This window comes from Neohoeflea coraliihabitans (genome assembly GCF_019334345.1).
Classification (GTDB): domain Bacteria; phylum Pseudomonadota; class Alphaproteobacteria; order Rhizobiales; family Rhizobiaceae; genus Pseudohoeflea; species Pseudohoeflea coraliihabitans.
On sequence record NZ_JAHWQX010000004.1, the window covers coordinates 334,424 to 353,887 of the forward strand.

Below are 19,464 nucleotides of genomic sequence, written 5' to 3' on the forward strand. Positions count from 1 at the left end.
GGATATGTATCACCTGATCGTCTTCCTCCCGCTCATCGGCGCGATCATTGCCGGCCTGTTCGGCCGCTCGATCGGCGCCAAGGCGTCGGAATATGTCACCTCGCTGTTCCTCGTCGTGGCGGCCGTTTTGTCCTGGGTCGCCTTCTTTACCGTCGCCCTCGGCGAGGGTGAGACAGTGCGCGTGCCGGTTCTGCAATGGGTGCAATCGGGCAATCTCGACGTCGACTGGGCCCTGCGCATCGATACATTGACCGCGGTGATGCTGGTCGTCGTCAACACCGTCTCATCGCTGGTGCACATCTATTCCATCGGCTACATGCACAACGATCCGCACCGGCCGCGCTTCTTCGCCTATCTGTCGCTCTTCACCTTCATGATGCTGATGCTGGTGACCTCCGACAATCTGTTGCAGATGTTCTTCGGCTGGGAAGGCGTCGGGCTCGCCTCCTATCTGCTGATCGGCTTCTGGTTCAAGAAGCCATCCGCCAACGCCGCCGCGATGAAGGCGTTCATCGTCAACCGCGTCGGCGACTTCGGCTTCATTCTCGGCATCTTCGGCATTTTCGTCCTGTTCGGCGCCATCAATTTCGATCCGATCTTCGCCAATGCGGCTGACATCGCCCAGGGCGGCGGCCCGGCGGTGATCGATCTGTTCGGCATGGAACTCAATAGCGGCGACGCCCTGACCTGGGTCTGCCTGCTGCTGTTTCTCGGCGCCATGGGCAAGTCGGCCCAGTTCCTGCTGCACACCTGGCTGCCCGACGCCATGGAAGGCCCGACGCCGGTTTCGGCGCTCATTCATGCCGCCACCATGGTCACCGCCGGCGTCTTTCTGGTCGCCCGCATGTCGCCGATTTTCGAATTGTCGCCTGACGCTCTGGTCGTCGTCACCATCGTCGGCGCCATCACTGCCTTTTTCGCCGCCACCGTCGGTCTGGTGCAGAACGACATCAAGCGCGTCATCGCCTATTCCACCTGCTCGCAGCTCGGCTACATGTTCGTGGCACTCGGCATCGGCGCCTATGGTGCGGCGATCTTCCACCTGTTCACCCACGCCTTCTTCAAGGCGCTGTTGTTCCTTGGCGCCGGCTCGGTGATCCACTCGGTCTCCGACGAGCAGGACATGCGCCGCATGGGCGGGCTGCGCAAGCACATTCCGATGACCTACTGGATGATGATCATCGGCACCCTGGCGCTGACCGGTGTCGGCATTCCCTTCACCATCATCGGCACTGCTGGCTTCTTCTCGAAGGACTTCATCATCGAGGCGGCCTTCGCAGCGCAAAGCCCGGTTTCGGCCATGGCCTTCACGCTGCTGGTGATCGCCGCTCTGTTCACCAGCTTCTATTCCTGGCGCCTGATCTTCATGACCTTCCATGGCAAGCCGCGCGCCTCCGCCGACGTCATGCACCATGTCCATGAATCCCCGCCGGTGATGCTCGTGCCGCTCTACATCCTGGCCGCCGGCGCCCTGTTGGCCGGTATCCTGTTCAAGGAATTCTTCTTCGGCCATGACTACGGGCCGTTCTGGCGCGAGGCTCTGTTCACCCTGCCGGAAAACCAGATCCTCGAGGACTTTCACCACGTTCCCGGTCTCGTCGCCCTGGCGCCGTTCTTTGCCATGCTGATCGGGCTGGCGACCGCCTGGTACTTCTACATCCGCTCGCCGGAGACACCGAAGCGTCTCGCCCGCGAGCACAACGGTCTGTATAAATTCCTGCTCAACAAGTGGTATTTCGACGAGCTTTACGACTTCCTGTTTGTCCGTCCGGCCATGCGGCTTGGCGCCTTCCTGTGGAAGAAGGGGGACCAGGCGACCATCGACGGCCTCGGTCCTGATGGCATTGCCGCGCGAGTCAACGATATCACCGGGCGGCTCGTGCGCCTGCAGACCGGCTACCTCTACCACTATGCATTCGTCATGCTGATCGGTGTTGCGGCACTGATCACCTGGATGATGCTCGGGAGTGCATTTCGATGATCGACTGGCCCATTCTCACCGTCGTCACCTTCATCCCGCTGGTGACGGTGCTGTTCATCCTGCCGATTCGGGATGACACGGAAACGGGGCGCCGCAACATCCGCAATGTGGCGCTGCTCGGCACCGTCTTCACCTTCATCCTGTCGCTGTTCGTGCTGGCCGGCTTCGATCCCGCCGATCCCGGCTTCCAGATGGTCGAGAACCTGCCCCTGGCGGGCGCCGCCTTCACCTATGCGATGGGTGTCGACGGCATTTCGGTTCTGTTCGTCATCCTGACAACCTTCCTCATGCCGCTGTGCATCCTGGCCAGCTGGCGCTCGGTGGACACCCGCGTGCGCGACTACATGGTCGCATTCCTGATCCTCGAAACGATGATGATCGGCGTCTTCTGTGCCCTCGACATCGTCCTGTTCTACGTCTTCTTCGAGGCCGGGCTGATCCCGATGTTCATCATCATCGGTGTCTGGGGCGGCAAGCGCCGCGTCTATGCCTCCTTCAAGTTCTTCCTCTACACGCTGCTCGGCTCGGTCCTGATGCTGCTGGCCATCATGGCGATGTTCTGGGATGCCGGCACGACCAATATCGCGGAACTGCTGACCCACGATTTCCCCGCCTCGATGCAGACATGGCTGTGGCTGGCCTTCTTCGCCTCCTTTGCCGTGAAGATGCCGATGTGGCCGGTGCACACCTGGCTACCCGACGCCCACGTCGAGGCGCCGACGGCGGGATCGGTGATTCTTGCCGGCATTCTCTTGAAGCTCGGCGGCTATGGCTTCCTGCGCTTTTCGCTGCCGATGTTTCCGCTCGCCTCGGCCGATTTCGCGCCCTTCATCTTCACCCTCTCGGTCGTCGCCATCATCTACACCTCGCTGGTCGCCCTGATGCAGGACGACATGAAGAAGCTGATTGCCTATTCCTCGGTCGCGCACATGGGCTACGTCACCATGGGCATCTTCGCCGCCAACATGCAGGGCATCCAGGGCGCCATTTTCCAGATGATCAGCCATGGCCTCGTCTCGGGGGCGCTGTTCCTCTGTGTCGGCGTCGTCTATGACCGTCTGCACACCCGCGAGATCGCCGCCTATGGCGGGCTGGCCAACACGATGCCGAAATATGCCACCGCCTTCCTTGTCTTCACCATGGCCAATGTCGGCCTGCCGGGGACCTCGGGCTTTGTCGGCGAGTTTCTCACCCTGGTCGGCGCCTTCCGCGCCAACACCTGGGTCGCTTTTTTTGCCGCCATCGGCGTCATCCTTTCGGCCGCCTATGCCCTCTGGCTCTACCGCCGGGTGATCTTCGGTGCGCTCGAGAAGGAGAGCCTGAAGGCGATGCTCGATCTGTCGGGCCGGGAAAAGATCCTGCTCTACCCGCTGATCGCCCTTGTCATCCTCTTCGGCGTCTATCCGGCACCGATCCTTGATGCGACGGCCGCCTCGGTGGAGGCCCTCATCTTCAACTATACCGCTTCGCTTGATGCGGCTCGGACGGTTGCCGGTACGGCAGCGCAGACCGTGGCCGACTCCGTGGCGCAGACCACGCGCTAAATGCGACAGGAACGACGCACATGACCGCAGAACTCCTCTATTCAAGCCTGCAGCTGTCCATCCCCGAGCTGATGCTCGCGGCGGGCGCCATGGTGCTCCTGATGGTCGGGGTGTTTTCCGGCGAGCGCTCGGTGACATTGGTCAACGGCCTCGCCGTCGCCCTGTTGATCATGGCCGGGCTCTGGCTCGTCCTGTTCACCGGCGACGGAGCCGCCTATGGCGGCGCTTTCCTGTCCGACCCGTTCGCCCGCTTCATGAAGGTCGTGGCGCTGATCGGCTCGATCACCGCCATGGTGATGACCGTCGGCCATGCCAAGTCCGAGCGGATCGACCGCTTCGAGTTCCCGGTCCTCATCGTTCTTGCCACGCTCGGCATCATGCTGATGATCGCCGCCAATGATCTGATCGCCCTTTATCTCGGTCTCGAACTGCAATCGCTGGCGCTGTATGTCGTCGCCGCCATCAATCGCGATTCCGTGCGTTCGACGGAAGCAGGCCTGAAATATTTCGTTCTCGGCGCCTTGTCCTCCGGCATGCTGCTTTACGGCGCGTCGCTGGTCTACGGCTACACCGGCTTCACAGGCTTCGATGAAATCGCCGCCGTGCTGTCGGACGGCGAACGCCCGCTTGGCCTGGTCTTCGGCCTCGTCTTCCTGCTGACCGGCATCGCCTTCAAGATCTCCGCCGTGCCCTTTCACATGTGGACCCCGGACGTCTATGAGGGCGCTCCGACACCGGTCACCGCCTTTTTCGCGGCGGCCCCGAAGATCGCCGCCATGGCCCTGTTCATCCGCGTCACCCATGCCGCCTTCGCGCCGATCGCCATCGACTGGCAGCAGATCGTCGTCTTCCTGGCCATCGCCTCGATGGTCCTCGGCTCGTTCGCGGCCATCGGACAGACCAACATCAAGCGCCTGATGGCCTATTCCTCGATCGGTCACATGGGCTATGCGCTGGTCGGGCTTGCCGCCGGCACCCAGGCGGGCGTGCGCGGTGTCATCATCTACATGCTGGTCTACATGGTCATGACGCTCGGCACCTTCGCCTGCATTCTCGCCATGCGGCGCAAGGAGGAAGGCAATGTCGAGCAGATCGACGAACTCGCCGGCCTGTCGAGCACCAATCCCTTCATGGCGACGGTGATGACCATCTTCATGTTTTCGCTGGCCGGCATTCCGCCGCTCGGCGGCTTCTTTGCCAAATACGTCGTCTTTGCCGCCGCGATCGAGGCCGAGCTCTACTGGCTGGCGGTGATCGGCGTGCTCGCTTCGGTGGTCGGCGCCTACTATTACCTGCGCATCGTCAAGATCATCTGGTTCGACACCCCGGCACCGCAGTTCGCACCGGTCGCCGGTGAGCTGAAACTGGTCTTCGGCGTCTCCGGCCTGTTCATCCTCGGCTACATGCTGGTTGCCAGCCCGCTCGGGCTTGCAGCCAATGTCGCCGCGGCATCCTTCTTTTAACGCGTGTGACGACACCAGCGCTCACAAAGACGGCGTTTCGCCACCTGCCGCTCGGTGATGTCGGCTCGACCAACACCGAGGCCCTGAAGCGGGCGCGGGCCGGAGAGGCCTCCGGCCTGTGGATTACCGCCGATCGCCAGCTCGACGGCCGCGGCCGGCGCGGCCGGCCCTGGACCTCGGAAAGCGGCAATCTCTACGCCTCGTTGCTCTTGATCGATCCTGCGCCGATAACACAGCTCGGCTCGTTGCCGCTGGTCGTTGCCATCGCCGTGCATAATGCGATCGCCATGCTCTTGCCCCCCGATGCCGGCCAGTTGGCCATCAAGTGGCCGAACGACATTCTCATCAATGGCGCCAAGACCTGCGGCATACTGCTTGAGAGCGAAGTCTTGCCGGACGGCTCGCGCGCCGTCGTCGCCGGTTGTGGTGTCAACATCGCCCACCATCCGGCCCGCACCGACTATGCATCAACGCGGCTGAACGACCATGCGATGTCGGCGTCGCCGCAGGAATTTTTCGCGCGGCTGTTCGTCACGATGGAAGAGACGCTGAACGATTGGGACAGCGGGCGCGGCCTTTCGCGCATCCGCGCCGCCTGGCTCGAACGCGCCGCCGGAGTCGGCCAGCCGATCACCGTGCGTTTGCCAGACAGCGAGATTAGTGGTCTCTTTAAGGACATTGATGCCGATGGTCGTCTGATCTTGGCGCTCCCGGACGGCGGCACGAGGACCTTCGCCGCGGGCGATGTCTTTTTTCCCGCGGCAGCTTCGCGCCCCGACAATCCCGCTGAAGCGGCGACAGATATGCCCGTCAGACAGGAAACCCCATGACAAACAAGCACGATCTCGTTTTCGTCCCCCTCGGCGGTGTCGGTGAAATCGGCATGAACCTGGCGCTTTACGGCTATGGCGCGCCCGGCAAGCGCGACTGGATCATGGTCGATTGCGGCGTCACCTTTCCCGGCCCGGACCTGCCAGGCGCCGACCTTGTCCTGCCGGACATTTCCTATGCGCAGAGTCTTGGCAAGAGCCTCAAGGCCATCGTCATCACGCATGCGCATGAGGATCACTACGGCGCCCTGGCGCAGCTCTGGCCGATGCTCAAGGTGCCGGTGCATGCCTCGGCCTTCACCTCCGGCATGCTCGAGGCCAAGCGCGCCTATGAGCGCACCCGTGCCGAAGTGCCGGTCAATCTGTTTGCCGCCGGCGACAAGATCAAGATCGGGCCCTTCGAGATTGAGCCCGTCGAGGTCAACCATTCGATCCCCGAGCCGTTCTCTCTGCTCATCAAGACACCGCTTGGCAATCTGGTGCACACCGGCGACTGGAAGATCGACGCCGACCCGTCGCTCGGCCCGCTCACCGACGAGGCGCGCTTCCGCGCCATTGGCGATGCCGGCGTGCTGGCCTTGATGTGCGATTCCACCAATGCCATGCGCGAGGGGGTCTCACCGTCGGAAACCGAGGTTGCCGCAGGCCTGCGCGGCGTCATCGAGGCCGCCGAGGGCAGGGTGGCGATCACCACCTTTTCCTCCAATGTCGGGCGCATCCGTTCGATCATGGAGGCGGCACGCGATGCCGGCCGCGAGGTGCTGCTGCTGGGCAGTTCCCTGAAGCGCGTCGTCAATGTCGCCGATAGCCTCGGCATGATGGAAGGCCTTCCGGCCATCCTCGAAGAAGACGAATATGGCTTCATTCCGCGCGACAAGGTCGTCGTGATCCTGACCGGCAGCCAGGGCGAAAACCGCGCTGCCCTGGCCAAGATCTCGCGCGACGAGATGCGGCATGTGGCCCTGACCAGCGGCGATACGGTGGTCTTTTCCTCGCGCACCATCCCCGGCAACGAAAAGGAAGTGCTCGAGATCAAGAACGCCCTGATCGACGGCGGTGTCTCGGTCATTTCCGATGGCGATGCGCTGGTGCACGTCTCCGGCCATCCGCGCCGCAACGAACTCGTGCAGATGTATGACTGGATCCGCCCGGAAATCCTCGTGCCGGTGCATGGCGAGGCGGCACATCTGACCGCCCAGGCCGCGCTCGGCGCAGCGCACGGCATTCCGCAGGTCCCGCGCGTGCGCAACGGCGACATGTTGCGCCTGGCCCCCGGGCCGGCCGAGGTCATCGGCGAGGTGCCGCATGGCCGCATCTACAAGGATGGTCATCTGGTCGGCGAGTTCGACGAACTGGGCATCGGCGAGCGCCGCAAGCTGTCCTATGTCGGTCATGTCGCGGTCAGTGTCCTCCTGGACAGCCGCAACGACATCAGCCGCGATCCCGAGGTTGTCGCCATCGGCCTGCCGGAAAATGACGGGCTTGACGACGCCCTGGAGGACATTCTGTATGACAGCGTGCTCGGCGCTGTCGAAAGCATTCCGCGCGGTCGCCGCAAGGATATCGCCGGGGTGCGCGAAGCGGTGCGCCGCGCCGTCCGCTCGGCGGCCAATGAGGTCTGGGGCAAGAAGCCGATCGTCACCGTTTTCGTCAACCGCGCCTGACGGCACCGCCGGAGAGAAACCCATGATCGGTCGCCTGAACCATGTTGCAATCGCCGTGCCGGATCTGGCTTCTGCCACCGACACCTATCGCACCATGCTCGGCGCCGAGGTGTCCGAGTCGCAGGCCTTGCCCGAGCACGGCGTGACCGTCGTCTTCATCACCTTGCCGAATACCAAGATCGAACTGCTCGAGCCGCTCGGCGAGGGCTCGCCGATCGCTGCTTTTCTGGAGCGCAACGGCGCCGGAGGCATGCATCACATTTGCTACGAGGTCGATGACATTCTCGCCGCCCGCGATCATCTCGCATCGTCCGGCGCGCGGGTTCTCGGGGACGGCGAACCGAAGATCGGCGCCCACGGCAAGCCGGTGCTGTTTCTCCACCCCAAGGACTTCAATGGTACCCTTGTCGAACTCGAGCAGGTTTAAGAGGCGAGCGGCATGGGCATCGGCACCGGATTTGCGGTCTTTTTCATCATTTGGTGGCTGATGCTGTTTGCCGTGCTGCCCTTTTACGGCAAGCGCTCGCAGGCCGACGCCGACGATGTGACACCCGGCACGGTGGAAAGTGCGCCCGCCGCCTTTCGCTTCAGTGCCGTCTTTCTGCGCACCACGCTGGTCGCGGCGGTCGTTTTCGCCGCCTATTACGTGCTCACCGTCTATGCCGGCATCACCTTCGCCGATGTCACGGCTTTGTTCCCGGATTTTCGCTGACGCGCTCACAGCCGGAATCAGGTTCTCAACGACTGGTACTATCGTCTTGTCAATGCTGGGCTTTCAGCCGCTGCCGCAGCGCGCGCGGGGCGCGACAAGGCAAAAAAAAACAAGGCCAGAGCCTTGTTATTTAAGTGTCGCGTGATCCTTTCCCTTCGCAGGGGGCAGCAGCAGAAGCGCGCCTGAGATCATATCCTCCCAAGACTTGATCGCGAATTGGGCATTTCACCAGTGGATCTGCCTCATTTTGTGCCAAATGATCTAGCGCATCTGCGACCCTTTGTCACTCCTTTTATGACATTTGATGAATGGCCGGTTTCCAATTCGGCCAGCCCTTCCGGGGGGCGGCGCGACCCCGGCGGGGCGGTCCCGTCACCGCTTTCATTTGCCCGGCGAAGCGTTTAGAACGCCTGACATGCTTCGGCAGGTTGGCCGACTCGCCCGTCCCACCTTCGTTTTGCCGGATTCAAGCCCCACGCCTGAACTGAGACGTAGAGAACATTTTATGCGCCTGTCGAAATTCTTTCTGCCCATCCTCAAGGAAAGCCCGCGCGAGGCGGAAATCGTCTCGCATCGCCTGATGACGCGCGCCGGGATGATCAGACAGCAATCGGCCGGCATCTATTCCTGGCTGCCGCTGGGCAAGCGCGTGCTCGACAATGTCAATCGCATCATCCGCGAGGAGCAGAACCGCTCCGGCGCCATCGAGATCCTGATGCCGACCATCCAGTCGGCCGATCTGTGGCGCGAAAGCGGGCGCTACGACGATTACGGCCAGGAGATGCTGCGCATCGAGGACCGCAACGAGCGCGACATGCTGTTCGGTCCGACCAACGAGGAGATGGTCACCGACATCTTCCGCTCCTATGTGCGCTCCTACAAGGCGCTGCCGCTCAATCTCTATCACATCCAGACCAAGTTCCGCGACGAGCGCCGGCCGCGTTTCGGCACCATGCGCTCGCGCGAATTCCAGATGAAGGACGCTTATTCGTTCGACATCGACAAGGATGGCGCCGTGCACGCCTATAACCGCATGTTCGTCGCCTATCTGCGCACCTTTGCGCGGCTCGGGCTGAAGGCCATCCCGATGCGCGCCGAGACCGGACCGATCGGCGGCGATCTCAGCCATGAATTCATCATTCTCGCCGATACCGGCGAATCGCAGGTGTTCTGCCATCGCGATTTTCTCGATTTCGACACACCGGGTGTGGAGACCGATTTCGACGACCGCGCCGGTCTCGCCGCGATCGTCGAGCGCTGGACGAGCCTTTATGCGGCCACGGACGAGATGCATGATCCGGCGCTGTGGGCCGAGGTTCCGGCCGAGGCTCAAATGTCCGCACGCGGCATCGAGGTTGGCCACATCTTCTATTTCGGCACAAAATACTCCGAGCCGATGGGCGCAACGGTGATGGGACCCGATGGCAAGGAGCACCCGGTGCACATGGGCTCTTATGGTATCGGCCCGACCCGCATCGTCCCCTCGATCATCGAAGCCTCGCATGATGAGGCCGGCATCATCTGGCCGGAAAGCGTTGCGCCCTTCAAGGTCGGCCTGATCAACATGAAGCCCGGCGATGAGGCGTGCGATGCCACCTGCGAACGCATCGAGACTGCGCTTGCCAATGCCGGGGTCGATCACCTTTATGATGACACAGCCGATCGCGCCGGCGCGAAATTTGCCACTGCCGATCTCATCGGTCTTCCCTGGCAGGTGATCGCCGGGCCAAGGGCCGTTGCCAACGGTGAGGTCGAGATCAAGAACCGGGCCAGCGGTGAACGCCAGACGATGAGCGTCGAGGCGGCGATCAACCGCTTCACCGAAACGCGCTAGGGTCCTGATCCCAGGACTTCGAACGGCGGTTGCAGTCCATCGCGCGGCGACAACAAGGCGAGGGTATCCGTATGAGCGACACGACAGGCCCGGGCGGTCAGCCGCAACAAGATCCCAGCCCGACGGCCGGTCCGGCTGCCGGTGATGAGCGAGCCACGGCAGCGGCAAGACCCTTTTCCGCCTTCGAGCGCATGGTCGCCTGGCGCTATCTGCGCTCACGCCGCAAGGAAGCCTTCATCTCGGTGATCGCCGGCTTTTCCTTTGTCGGCATCATGCTTGGGGTTGCCACGCTGATCATCGTCATGGCGGTGATGAACGGGTTTCGCACCGAACTGATCGACCGCATCCTCGGCGTCAATGGTCACATGATCGTCCAGCCGATCGACCAGCCCTTCACGGACTATGCCGATCTCGCCACCAGATTGCGCGCTGTCGACGGCGTCGCCGAAGCCATTCCGCTGGTCGAGGGACAGACCCTGGCCTCGGGCGCCGGAGGGGCCGGCACCGGCGCCTTCGTGCGCGGTTTGCGCGCCGAGGATCTTGGCGAACTGGAGATGGTCGCAGGCAACATCGCGACCGGCGATCTGCTCGGCTTTGCCGCCGGCGAGGGTGTGGCCATCGGCACCCGCATGGCGCAGGCGCTTGGCCTGGCGGTCGGCGACGACATCACGCTGATCGCGCCGGAAGGCGATGTGACCCCGTTCGGCCTGACGCCGCGCGTCAAGGCCTATCCGGTCACCGCCATCTTCGAGGTCGGCATGAGCGAATATGATTCGACCATCATCTTCATGCCGCTCGAGGAAGCGCAGCTTTACTTCAACTCCGAAGGCGTCGTTCAGTCGATCGAGATCATGCTCGATGATCCCGACGCGGTCGATGTCATGCGCGGCAGGATCGAGGCGACCGCCGAGCGCCAGATCTTCATCACCGACTGGCGCCAGCGCAACCGCACCTTTTTCAATGCCCTGCAGGTTGAGCGCAACGTCATGTTCCTGATCCTGACGCTGATCATCCTCGTCGCGGCACTGAACATCGTTTCCGGGCTGATCATGCTGGTCAAGGACAAGGGGCGCGACATCGCCATCCTGCGCACCATGGGCGCCACCTCGGGGGCCGTCATGCGCATCTTCTTCATGACCGGCGCGGCGATCGGTGTCGCCGGCACCCTGGCCGGTTTCGTGCTCGGTGTCGTGGTCTGTCTGAATGTCGAATCGATCCGTCAGTTCTTCTCCTGGATGTCCGGCACGGTGCTTTTCGATCCCGAACTCTATTTCCTCAGCCAGCTGCCCGCCGACATGGAATCCGGCGAGACCATCACGGTGCTGATCGTCGCCCTGGCGCTCTCCTTCATCGCCACTCTGATCCCCTCCTGGCGCGCCTCGCGCCTCGATCCTGTGCAGGCATTGCGTTATGAATAGGAAGACAGGCATGGCCGACACCGCCGCCCTGCGGATGACCGGCATCGAGCGCCGCTTTACGCAAGGCGACCGCCAACTGACCATTCTCGACCAGGCGGATTTTTTCGTCCGGCCCGGCGAGACCGTGGCGCTGGTCGCCCCGTCGGGAACCGGCAAATCGACGCTGTTGCAGCTCGCCGGCCTGCTCGAGATGCCCGATGCCGGCGAGATCACCATCAATGGCCGCCAGTGCGGGGCGATGAACGACGCCGAACGCACCGCGGTGCGCCGCACCGAGATCGGTTTCGTCTACCAGTTCCACCATTTGCTGCCGGAATTCTCGGCGCTCGAAAACATCATGATGCCGCAGCTGATTGCCGGCCTGACGCGGGCCGAAGCGCGTGACCGCGCCGCCCAGTTGCTCGACTACATGCGCATCGGGCATCGCGCCGATCACCGGCCGGCCGAACTGTCGGGCGGCGAGCAGCAGCGCGTCGCCATCGCCCGCGCCGTCGCCAATGCGCCGAGCGTTCTGCTGGCCGACGAGCCGACCGGCAATCTCGACCCCGAAACGGCCGGCTATGTCTTTGAGGCCCTGGATGCGCTGGTGCGCCAGTCGGGGCTGGCGGCGGTGATTGCCACCCACAACCACGAGCTTGCAGCCCGGCTTGACCGCTGCGTGACCCTGCATGCGGGCAAGGTGGTCGACGCCACGGCCGCCGCGGCGCTCTGAGACGCGGAATTCGGCTTTCTCTTCAATCGGGGCGTCAGTGCAGCTTTTTCAGCCGTGACGCGTCAGCGCAGCTTTTTCATCCCTGACGCGCCAGTGCAGCTTTTTCAGCCGTGACGCGTCAGCGCAGCTTTTTCATCCCTGACGCGTTAGCGCAGCTTTTTCAGTGAAGCGTCCGGCACCAGTTCGCCAGCCAGCCGCCGGTCGAGATAATCGCTGCACTCGGCGATCAGGTCGTCGACCTTGTTGGCGAAGAAATGGTTGGCGTCCGGCACGGTCTTCTGGGTGATCAGGATACCCTTTTGCTGCTTCAGCTTCTCGACCAGGCCGTTGACGTCCTTTTCCGGTGCGACGCGGTCGCCGGTGCCGTGAATGATCAGGCCCGATGACGGGCAGGGGGCCAGGAACGAGAAATCATAGGTGTTCGGCTGTGGTGCCACCGAGATGAAACCCTCGATCTCCGGGCGTCGCATCAGAAGCTGCATGCCGATCCATGCGCCGAACGAATACCCGGCCACCCAGCAATTCTTCGAATCCGGATGCAGGCTCTGGACCCAGTCGAGAGCCGCCGCCGCGTCGGAGAGTTCGCCGGCGCCATGGTCGAATTCGCCCTGGCTGCGGCCGATCGAGCGGAAATTGAAGCGCAGGGTGGTAAAGCCGCGCTGCTGGAACATGTAAAACAGCTGGTAGATGATCTGGTTGTTCATCGTGCCGCCGAATTGCGGATGCGGGTGCAGCACGATGGCGATCGGCGCGTTCTTGTCCTTGCCAGGCTGATAACGGCCTTCGAGCCGACCGGCAGGGCCGTTGAAAATCACTTCGGGCATTCGGGCTCCAATTCATGAAGGTTCAGGGGCCGATTGCGGCGGGGAAAGCGCTACCGCTCGGTCTTGACGGCGGCAGCGCCGCTCCCTAGAACCTAGTTTAGAATAGTTCGAAACTGTAAGTTTCATCAGGTGCCGATGTCATAGGACATCGTGAGCCGAAAATTCAAGAAAAATGCGACGCGGCGGGGCACATCCGGTGACCCCGGGGCGCCAGCACAAGGAAGCAAATGAGCCGGCACCGCGCCTATCTCGATTACAACGCCACTGCGCCTTTGCATCCCGATGCGCGCGCGGCGATGATCGCTGCGCTGGATCAGCCGGGCAATGCCTCTTCCGTGCACGCCGAGGGGCGCAGGGCACGGCAGCTGGTCTCGACCGCGCGCGCCAGCGTTGCGCGCCTGTGCGGCGCCGATCCGGCGCATGTCGTCTTTGTCGCCAGTGCGACCGAGGCGGCCAACCACCTTCTGGCACCGGCCTATCGCATGGGGCGGGCGCCCTTGCGCCACAGCCGCTTGTTTGTCAGTGCCGTCGAACATCCCTGTGTTCTGGCCGGCGGCCGTTTTGATCCGGCTGACACCGGCATCCTGCCGGTCGATGCCGAGGGCCGCATTGACCTTGCCGCCGCCGAACAGGCCTTGTCGGCGCATGCGGCGCGCGAGCAGGGGAGCTTCCTCCTGGCGCTGCAACTGGCCAACAGCGAAACCGGCGTCATTCAGCCGGTCCGCGCCGTGGCGGATCTGGTGCACCGCTTCGGCGGTACAATGATTGTTGACGCAGTGCAGGCGGCTGGGCGCATTGCCATTGACGCCGAGGCGCTCGGCGCCGACTTCCTGTTCCTCTCGGCGCACAAGCTGGGCGGGCCGCAGGGGGCGGGCGCGGTGATCGCGCGCGGCGAGATGCTGATGCCCGAGCCGCTGCTGCGCGGTGGCGGCCAGGAAAAAGGCCATCGCGCCGGTACCGAGAACGTTGCTGCCATCGCCGGTTTCGGCGTCGCTGCCGAGATCGCAGCCGCGGATCTTGCCCGCAGCAGCGCCCTGGCGGCAAAGCGCGACCGCATCGAGGCGCATATGCGCAGCGAAGCCGCCGATATCACGATTTACGCATCCGGTGTGGAACGACTGCCCAACACCAGTTGTTTTGCTCTACCGGGGCTGAAGGCCGAAACGGCGCAGATCGCCTTCGACATGGAAGGCATCGCCCTGTCGGCCGGCTCGGCCTGCTCGTCGGGAAAGATCGGGCGCAGCCATGTCCTTGAGGCGATGGGTGCCGATGCCGATCTCGGCGCCTTGCGCCTGAGTATCGGCATGGCCACCGGGGAGGCCGAGATCGAGGCCTTTACCGCGGCCTTTGCGAAACTGAATGCCCGCCGGCGCGAGAGAATCGCCGGCGCGAATGCCGCCTGAAAAATTTGAGTGAAAAACTCCGGTTTTGATGCTATCGGAGTGGCAACTCGGCTTCAGGCACCATACATAGGCGACAGGACTTCGGCTTGGCCGAAGGGGATCGCACGACGTGACAGCAAGCTGCCGGCCTTGACCCGGCGAGATTGGAGAACACCATGCCTGCGGTGCAGGAAACGATCGATCAGGTCCGCCAGATTGACGTCGATCAGTACAAATACGGTTTTGAGACGATCATCGAGACCGACAAGGCACCCAAGGGCCTGTCGGAAGACATCATTCGGTTCATCTCGGCCAAGAAGCAGGAGCCCGAATGGATGCTCGAATGGCGCCTGGCGGCCTACCGCCGCTGGCTGACCATGGAAGAGCCAAGCTGGGCGCGCGTCGACTATCCGCAAATCGACTTCCAGGACCTTTATTATTATTCCGCGCCGAAGACGGCGGCGGGACCGAAGACGCTCGACGAGGTCGATCCGGAATTGCTGGCCACCTATGAGAAGCTCGGCATTCCGCTGCGCGAGCAGGAAATGCTCGCCGGGGTGCAGCAATCCAAGATCGCCGTGGATGCGGTGTTCGATTCGGTCTCCGTGGTCACCACCTTCAAGGAGGAGCTGAAGAAGGCCGGCGTCATCTTCATGTCGATCTCCGAGGCCCTGCGCGAGCATCCCGAGCTCGTGCGCAAATATATCGGCTCGGTCGTGCCGACCAGCGACAATTTCTATGCCACGCTCAATTCCGCCGTGTTCACCGACGGCTCCTTCGTCTACGTGCCGAAGGGCGTGCGCTGCCCGATGGAACTGTCGACCTATTTCCGTATCAACGACCAGAACACCGGCCAGTTTGAACGCACGCTGATCATCTGCGAGGAGGGCGCTTACGTCTCCTATCTCGAGGGCTGCACGGCGCCGCAACGCGATGAGAACCAGCTGCATGCTGCGGTCGTCGAACTGGTCGCGCTGGACGATGCCGAGATCAAGTATTCGACGGTGCAGAACTGGTATCCCGGCGACAAGGAAGGCAAGGGCGGCATCTACAATTTCGTCACCAAGCGTGGCGATTGCCGCGGCCGCAATTCAAAAATCTCCTGGACCCAGGTCGAGACCGGCTCAGCGATCACCTGGAAGTATCCGTCCTGCATTCTGCGCGGCGACAATTCGCGCGGCGAATTCTACTCGATTGCCGTCTCCAACGGCCATCAGCAGATCGATTCCGGCACCAAGATGCTGCATCTGGGCAAGAACACGTCGAGCCGCATCATCTCCAAGGGCATCTCCGCCGGCCAGTCCAACAACACCTATCGCGGCCAGGTCTCGGCGCACCGCAAGGCCGCCAATGCGCGCAATTTCACGCAGTGCGATTCGCTGCTGATCGGCGATCGCTGCGGCGCCCACACCGTACCCTATATCGAGGCGAAGAACGCCTCGGCGCAGTTCGAGCATGAGGCGACGACGTCGAAGATTTCCGATGATCAGCTGTTTTATTGCCTGGCGCGCGGCATCCCCGAGGAGGAGGCGATCGCCTTGATCGTCAACGGCTTCGTCAAGGATGTGATTCAGCAATTGCCGATGGAATTTGCCGTTGAAGCGCAGAAGCTGATCGGCATCTCCCTTGAAGGCAGCGTCGGCTAGGGACCCGGCCCGCAATGAAATGGCCGCGCGGCGCAAGAGGCCGGCGCGGCGAACAAGTTGAAAGCGGCGGCGCCGAGCGCCACGGATTGTCAGGCCGGCGCCTGCCGCACTTGCGATGATGAGAGAAAGTGAAACCCATGCTTGAGATCAAGAACCTGCACGCCCGCATTGCCGAAAGCGGCACCGAGATCATTCGCGGTCTCAACCTGAAGGTTGCAGCCGGCGAAGTCGCGGCCATCATGGGCCCCAACGGCTCGGGAAAATCGACCCTGTCCTATGTGCTGGCCGGCCGTGACGGCTATGAGGTGACCGAGGGCGACATTCTCTACAACGGCGAATCCATCCTCGATCTGGAACCCTCCGAGCGCGCCGCCAAGGGCATTTTCCTCGCATTCCAGTACCCGGTGGAAATTCCCGGCGTCGCCACCATGCAGTTCCTCAAGGTGGCGATCAACGAGCAGCGCAAGGCGCGCGGCGAGGAAGAACTGAAGACGCCGGACTTCATCCGCCTGGTGCGTGAGCGTGCCGCCGAACTGAAGATCGAACCGGAAATGCTCAAGCGGGCGCTCAATGTCGGCTTCTCCGGCGGCGAGAAGAAACGCGCCGAAATCCTGCAGATGAAGCTGCTGGAACCGAATCTGTGCGTTCTCGACGAGACCGATTCCGGCCTCGATATCGATGCCCTGAAGATTGTCGCGGACGGCGTCAACGCCCTGCGCGCCCCGGACCGGGCGATCATCGTCATCACGCACTATCAGCGTCTGCTGGAGCACATCGTCCCTGACACCGTGCATGTGCTCTACCAGGGCCAGGTGATCAAGTCCGGCGACAAGTCGCTGGCAAGCGAACTCGAAGCGCATGGCTATGCCGATATCATCGAGGCCGCGGCCTGAACCGGTTCGAGCAAACTGCAGCCGAAGAGGCAGGAATAACCCAATGAATATTCAGTCGAAACCGACTTTGACGCCGGCCGAGCAAGGGCTGATCGACGCCTTTGTCGCAAAAGTCAGCGATCTGCCGGGCGATGCCGAGCTCACCGCACACCGCGATCGCCTGATCGCGCAGCTGACCGAGACCGGTCTGCCCTCGCGCCGCATCGAGGCCTGGCACTATACCGACCTGCGCACGCTGCTGAAGTCCGTGCCCGGTCCTCAGCCGGCCGGCGCCGCCGATGCATTGCCGCCGATCGCGCCCAACGCGCTGATCCTTCCGCTGCTGCAGGGCACGCATGTCCAACCGGCCGCCGCGGACGGCCTGACCTGTACATCGCTGCAGGAGCGTCTGCTCGCCGGCGGCGCCAGCGAGACGCTGCAGCCGCTTGGCCGCGATGATGCGATCGGTATGATCAACAGCGCCTTTGTCACCGACGGCTATGTGATGAGCCTCGACAGCGAGGCCGAACTTGCCCCGATCCTTGAACTCCAGGCTGTGCAGGATGGCGGTCAGGCGCATGGGCGCTTCGAGTTCGAGGCCAATGCGGCAAGCCGTGCAACGATCCTCGAACGCCATGCACGCAGCGGAGACAGCGCCGGCCTGACCTCTTCGGTCAGTGTTCTCAAATTGGCGGAGAACGCCGACCTGACCTGGATCATCCTGCAGGATCGTGGCGCCGATGACGTCCATCTCGGGCAATTGCGCGCCGAACTGGCCGAAGGCGCCCGTCTCAGGCTGTTCGTCATCAACACCGGCGGCCACCTGGTGCGCCAGGAAGTCGTGGTCAAGGTCGAGGGCGAGGGGGCGCATTTCGATCTGCGCGCCATCAATCTGCTCGCCGGCCAGGGACACACCGACGTGACCCTGTCGATCGATCATTCGGCGCCGCACACCACCTCGGAGGAAGTGGTCCGCAATGTCGTGCTCGACCGGGCGCGCGGCGTGTTCCAGGGCCAGATCCGCGTCGCCCGCGAAGCGCAGAAGACCGACGCGCAGATGGCGTGCAACACCCTGCTTCTGACAGACGAGGGCGAGTTCGACGCCAAGCCGGAGCTTGAGATCTTTGCCGACGATGTCATCTGCGCGCATGGCGCCACGGTGATCGATCTCGATCCGGCGCATCTGTTCTATCTGACGGCGCGCGGCATTTCCGAGAAGGTGGCCCGGCAACTCCTGATCAACGGTTTTGTCGACGAGCTGCTTGATGAGCTCGACAATGAAGAACTCGCCGATGTGCTCAAGCGGCGGGTCGAAGACTGGCTGGACCGCCATGTCTGAGCCGGCCCGCCCCGTGACCGCTGCCTACGACGTCGAGGCCGTCCGCCGCGATTTCCCGATCCTGTCCCGGCAGGTGCACGGCAAGCCGCTGGTCTATCTCGACAATGGCGCGTCGGCGCAAAAGCCGCAGGCGGTCATCGATGCGGTCAGTCATGCCTACGCCAACGAATATGCCAATGTTCATCGCGGCCTGCATTTTCTGTCCAACGCGGCCACCGATGCCTATGAAAACGCGCGCGAAACCGTGCGCAGCTTTCTCAATGCCCCGTCCGTCGACAACATCATCTTCACCAAATCGACCACCGAGGCGATCAACACCGTCGCCTATGGCCATGCCATGCCGCATATCGGTGAGGGCGACGAGATCGTCCTGTCGATCATGGAGCATCATTCCAACATCGTGCCCTGGCATTTCCTGCGCGAGCGCCAGGGGGCAAAGCTGGTCTGGGCGCCGGTTGGCGAGGATGGCAGCTTCGATCTCGATGCCTTCACGGACTGCCTGAGCGAGCGCACCAAACTGGTCGCCATCACCCATATGTCGAACGTTCTCGGCACCATCGTCCCCGTCAAGGAGGTCTGCCGCATTGCCCACGAGCGCGGCATTCCCGTGCTTGTCGATGGCAGCCAGTCGGCGGTGCACCTGCCGGTCGATGTCGCCGATATCGACTGTGACTGGTTCGTCATGACCGGCCACAAGCTCTACGGCCCGTCGGGCATCGGCGTTCTATATGGCAAGGCCGACCGCCTGCAGGCCATGCGGCCGTTCATGGGCGGCGGCGAGATGATCGAGGACGTCAGCGAGGATCGCGTCACCTACAATGATCCGCCGCATCGCTTCGAGGCGGGCACCCCGCCGATCGTCCAGGCGATCGGTCTCGGTGCGGCGCTGCGTTACATGCTCGATCTTGGCCGCGACCGGATTGCCGCGCATGAGGCATCCCTGGCGGACTACGCGCATCAGAGGCTGACTGCCGTCAACGCGCTGCGCATGATCGGCACAGCGCCGGGCAAGGGTGCAATCTTTTCCTTCGAGATCGAGGGGATCCACGCGCATGACATTTCGATGCTGATCGACCGGTCCGGTGTCGCCGTGCGCGCCGGCACCCATTGTGCCCAGCCGCTGCTCAAGCGTTTTGGCGTCACCTCTACCTGCCGGGCCTCCTTCGGCCTATATAATACCCATGCAGAGGTCGATGCCCTGGTCGAGGCGCTGGACCGGGCCCGCGACTTCTTCACCTGACCC

General features: G+C 63.0%; 16 protein-coding genes. 15 read left to right on the plus strand and 1 reads right to left on the minus strand.

All coding sequences use genetic code 11. The features are described from left to right. Positions 1–4: 4 nt before the first annotated feature. From nuoL to KY465_RS16520, 10 genes are all read left to right on the plus strand, one after another. Positions 5–1,981, plus strand: coding sequence for an NADH-quinone oxidoreductase subunit L (gene nuoL / locus KY465_RS16475; RefSeq protein ID WP_219203178.1), 1,977 nt, complete (start codon positions 5–7; stop codon positions 1,979–1,981). Next, entirely contained in the window at positions 1,978–3,525 is a 1,548-nt protein-coding gene (locus tag KY465_RS16480; RefSeq protein ID WP_219203179.1) for an NADH-quinone oxidoreductase subunit M, read from the plus strand. The genes nuoL and KY465_RS16480 overlap by 4 nt, the downstream gene beginning before the upstream one ends. A gap of 20 nt (positions 3,526–3,545) precedes the next feature. Next, positions 3,546–4,988 carry an NADH-quinone oxidoreductase subunit NuoN gene (gene nuoN, locus KY465_RS16485; RefSeq protein WP_219203180.1) on the plus strand — a complete coding sequence of 481 codons (1,443 nt, stop codon included), beginning with the start codon at positions 3,546–3,548 and terminating at the stop codon, positions 4,986–4,988. A 5-nt stretch (positions 4,989–4,993) separates the two neighbouring features. After that, positions 4,994–5,818 carry a biotin--[acetyl-CoA-carboxylase] ligase gene (locus KY465_RS16490; protein WP_346432658.1) on the plus strand — a complete coding sequence of 275 codons (825 nt, stop codon included), beginning with the start codon at positions 4,994–4,996 and terminating at the stop codon, positions 5,816–5,818. Continuing rightward, positions 5,815–7,482 carry a ribonuclease J gene (locus tag KY465_RS16495; protein WP_219203181.1) on the plus strand — a complete coding sequence of 556 codons (1,668 nt, stop codon included), beginning with the start codon at positions 5,815–5,817 and terminating at the stop codon, positions 7,480–7,482. Before KY465_RS16490 ends, KY465_RS16495 begins: the two co-directional genes overlap by 4 nt. Before the next feature lie 22 nt (positions 7,483–7,504). After that, entirely contained in the window at positions 7,505–7,909 is a 405-nt protein-coding gene (gene mce, locus KY465_RS16500; protein WP_219203182.1) for a methylmalonyl-CoA epimerase, read from the plus strand. A 12-nt stretch (positions 7,910–7,921) separates the two neighbouring features. Then, positions 7,922–8,194: a DUF1467 family protein gene (locus tag KY465_RS16505; protein WP_219203183.1), complete on the plus strand. Its 273-nt coding sequence runs from the start codon at positions 7,922–7,924 to the stop codon at positions 8,192–8,194. Between the two features lie 505 nt (positions 8,195–8,699). Continuing rightward, positions 8,700–10,028 (plus strand): proline--tRNA ligase, encoded by a 1,329-nt coding sequence (gene proS, locus KY465_RS16510; protein ID WP_219203184.1) that lies wholly within the window; start codon positions 8,700–8,702, stop codon positions 10,026–10,028. A 71-nt stretch (positions 10,029–10,099) separates the two neighbouring features. Next, the gene (locus KY465_RS16515; protein WP_219203185.1) at positions 10,100–11,446 is read left to right on the plus strand and encodes a lipoprotein-releasing ABC transporter permease subunit; all 1,347 of its coding nucleotides are present in this window, start codon (positions 10,100–10,102) and stop codon (positions 11,444–11,446) included. Between the two features lie 10 nt (positions 11,447–11,456). Continuing rightward, entirely contained in the window at positions 11,457–12,158 is a 702-nt protein-coding gene (locus KY465_RS16520) for an ABC transporter ATP-binding protein (protein WP_255561760.1), read from the plus strand. Positions 12,159–12,304: 146 nt separating this feature from the next. Here KY465_RS16520 and KY465_RS16525 read toward each other — a convergent pair whose 3' ends face one another. Beyond that, on the minus strand, positions 12,305–12,982 hold the full coding sequence (locus KY465_RS16525; protein WP_219203187.1) for an alpha/beta hydrolase: 678 nt from the start codon (positions 12,980–12,982) through the stop codon (positions 12,305–12,307). 227 nt (positions 12,983–13,209) lie between these two features. On the opposite strand from KY465_RS16525, the gene KY465_RS16530 reads away from it, so the two are divergent. From KY465_RS16530 to KY465_RS16550, 5 genes are all read left to right on the plus strand, one after another. Beyond that, a complete protein-coding gene (locus tag KY465_RS16530) occupies positions 13,210–14,385 on the plus strand; it encodes a cysteine desulfurase family protein (RefSeq protein WP_219203188.1) in 1,176 nt (391 codons plus the stop codon). A 155-nt stretch (positions 14,386–14,540) separates the two neighbouring features. Continuing rightward, positions 14,541–16,010: a Fe-S cluster assembly protein SufB gene (sufB, locus tag KY465_RS16535; protein ID WP_219203189.1), complete on the plus strand. Its 1,470-nt coding sequence runs from the start codon at positions 14,541–14,543 to the stop codon at positions 16,008–16,010. 137 nt (positions 16,011–16,147) lie between these two features. Then, the gene (sufC, locus tag KY465_RS16540) at positions 16,148–16,903 is read left to right on the plus strand and encodes a Fe-S cluster assembly ATPase SufC (RefSeq protein WP_219203190.1); all 756 of its coding nucleotides are present in this window, start codon (positions 16,148–16,150) and stop codon (positions 16,901–16,903) included. 43 nt (positions 16,904–16,946) lie between these two features. Beyond that, positions 16,947–18,221 (plus strand): Fe-S cluster assembly protein SufD, encoded by a 1,275-nt coding sequence (gene sufD / locus KY465_RS16545; protein ID WP_219203191.1) that lies wholly within the window; start codon positions 16,947–16,949, stop codon positions 18,219–18,221. After that, on the plus strand, positions 18,214–19,461 hold the full coding sequence (locus tag KY465_RS16550) for a cysteine desulfurase (protein WP_219203192.1): 1,248 nt from the start codon (positions 18,214–18,216) through the stop codon (positions 19,459–19,461). Before sufD ends, KY465_RS16550 begins: the two co-directional genes overlap by 8 nt. Positions 19,462–19,464: the final 3 nt, after the last annotated feature.

What these genes read in the sequence shown, in the direction of transcription:
- nuoL (WP_219203178.1), top strand. Translation starts at nt 5, where the DNA reads ATGTATCACCTGATCGTCTTCCTCCCGCTCATCGGCGCGATCATTGCC.
- KY465_RS16480 (WP_219203179.1), top strand. Translation starts at nt 1,978, where the DNA reads ATGATCGACTGGCCCATTCTCACCGTCGTCACCTTCATCCCGCTGGTG.
- nuoN (WP_219203180.1), top strand. Translation starts at nt 3,546, where the DNA reads ATGACCGCAGAACTCCTCTATTCAAGCCTGCAGCTGTCCATCCCCGAG.
- KY465_RS16495 (WP_219203181.1), top strand. Translation starts at nt 5,815, where the DNA reads ATGACAAACAAGCACGATCTCGTTTTCGTCCCCCTCGGCGGTGTCGGT.
- mce (WP_219203182.1), top strand. Translation starts at nt 7,505, where the DNA reads ATGATCGGTCGCCTGAACCATGTTGCAATCGCCGTGCCGGATCTGGCT.
- KY465_RS16505 (WP_219203183.1), top strand. Translation starts at nt 7,922, where the DNA reads ATGGGCATCGGCACCGGATTTGCGGTCTTTTTCATCATTTGGTGGCTG.
- proS (WP_219203184.1), top strand. Translation starts at nt 8,700, where the DNA reads ATGCGCCTGTCGAAATTCTTTCTGCCCATCCTCAAGGAAAGCCCGCGC.
- KY465_RS16515 (WP_219203185.1), top strand. Translation starts at nt 10,100, where the DNA reads ATGAGCGACACGACAGGCCCGGGCGGTCAGCCGCAACAAGATCCCAGC.
- KY465_RS16520 (WP_255561760.1), top strand. Translation starts at nt 11,457, where the DNA reads ATGGCCGACACCGCCGCCCTGCGGATGACCGGCATCGAGCGCCGCTTT.
- KY465_RS16525 (WP_219203187.1), bottom strand. Translation starts at nt 12,982, where the DNA reads ATGCCCGAAGTGATTTTCAACGGCCCTGCCGGTCGGCTCGAAGGCCGT.
- KY465_RS16530 (WP_219203188.1), top strand. Translation starts at nt 13,210, where the DNA reads ATGAGCCGGCACCGCGCCTATCTCGATTACAACGCCACTGCGCCTTTG.
- sufB (WP_219203189.1), top strand. Translation starts at nt 14,541, where the DNA reads ATGCCTGCGGTGCAGGAAACGATCGATCAGGTCCGCCAGATTGACGTC.
- sufC (WP_219203190.1), top strand. Translation starts at nt 16,148, where the DNA reads ATGCTTGAGATCAAGAACCTGCACGCCCGCATTGCCGAAAGCGGCACC.
- sufD (WP_219203191.1), top strand. Translation starts at nt 16,947, where the DNA reads ATGAATATTCAGTCGAAACCGACTTTGACGCCGGCCGAGCAAGGGCTG.
- KY465_RS16550 (WP_219203192.1), top strand. Translation starts at nt 18,214, where the DNA reads ATGTCTGAGCCGGCCCGCCCCGTGACCGCTGCCTACGACGTCGAGGCC.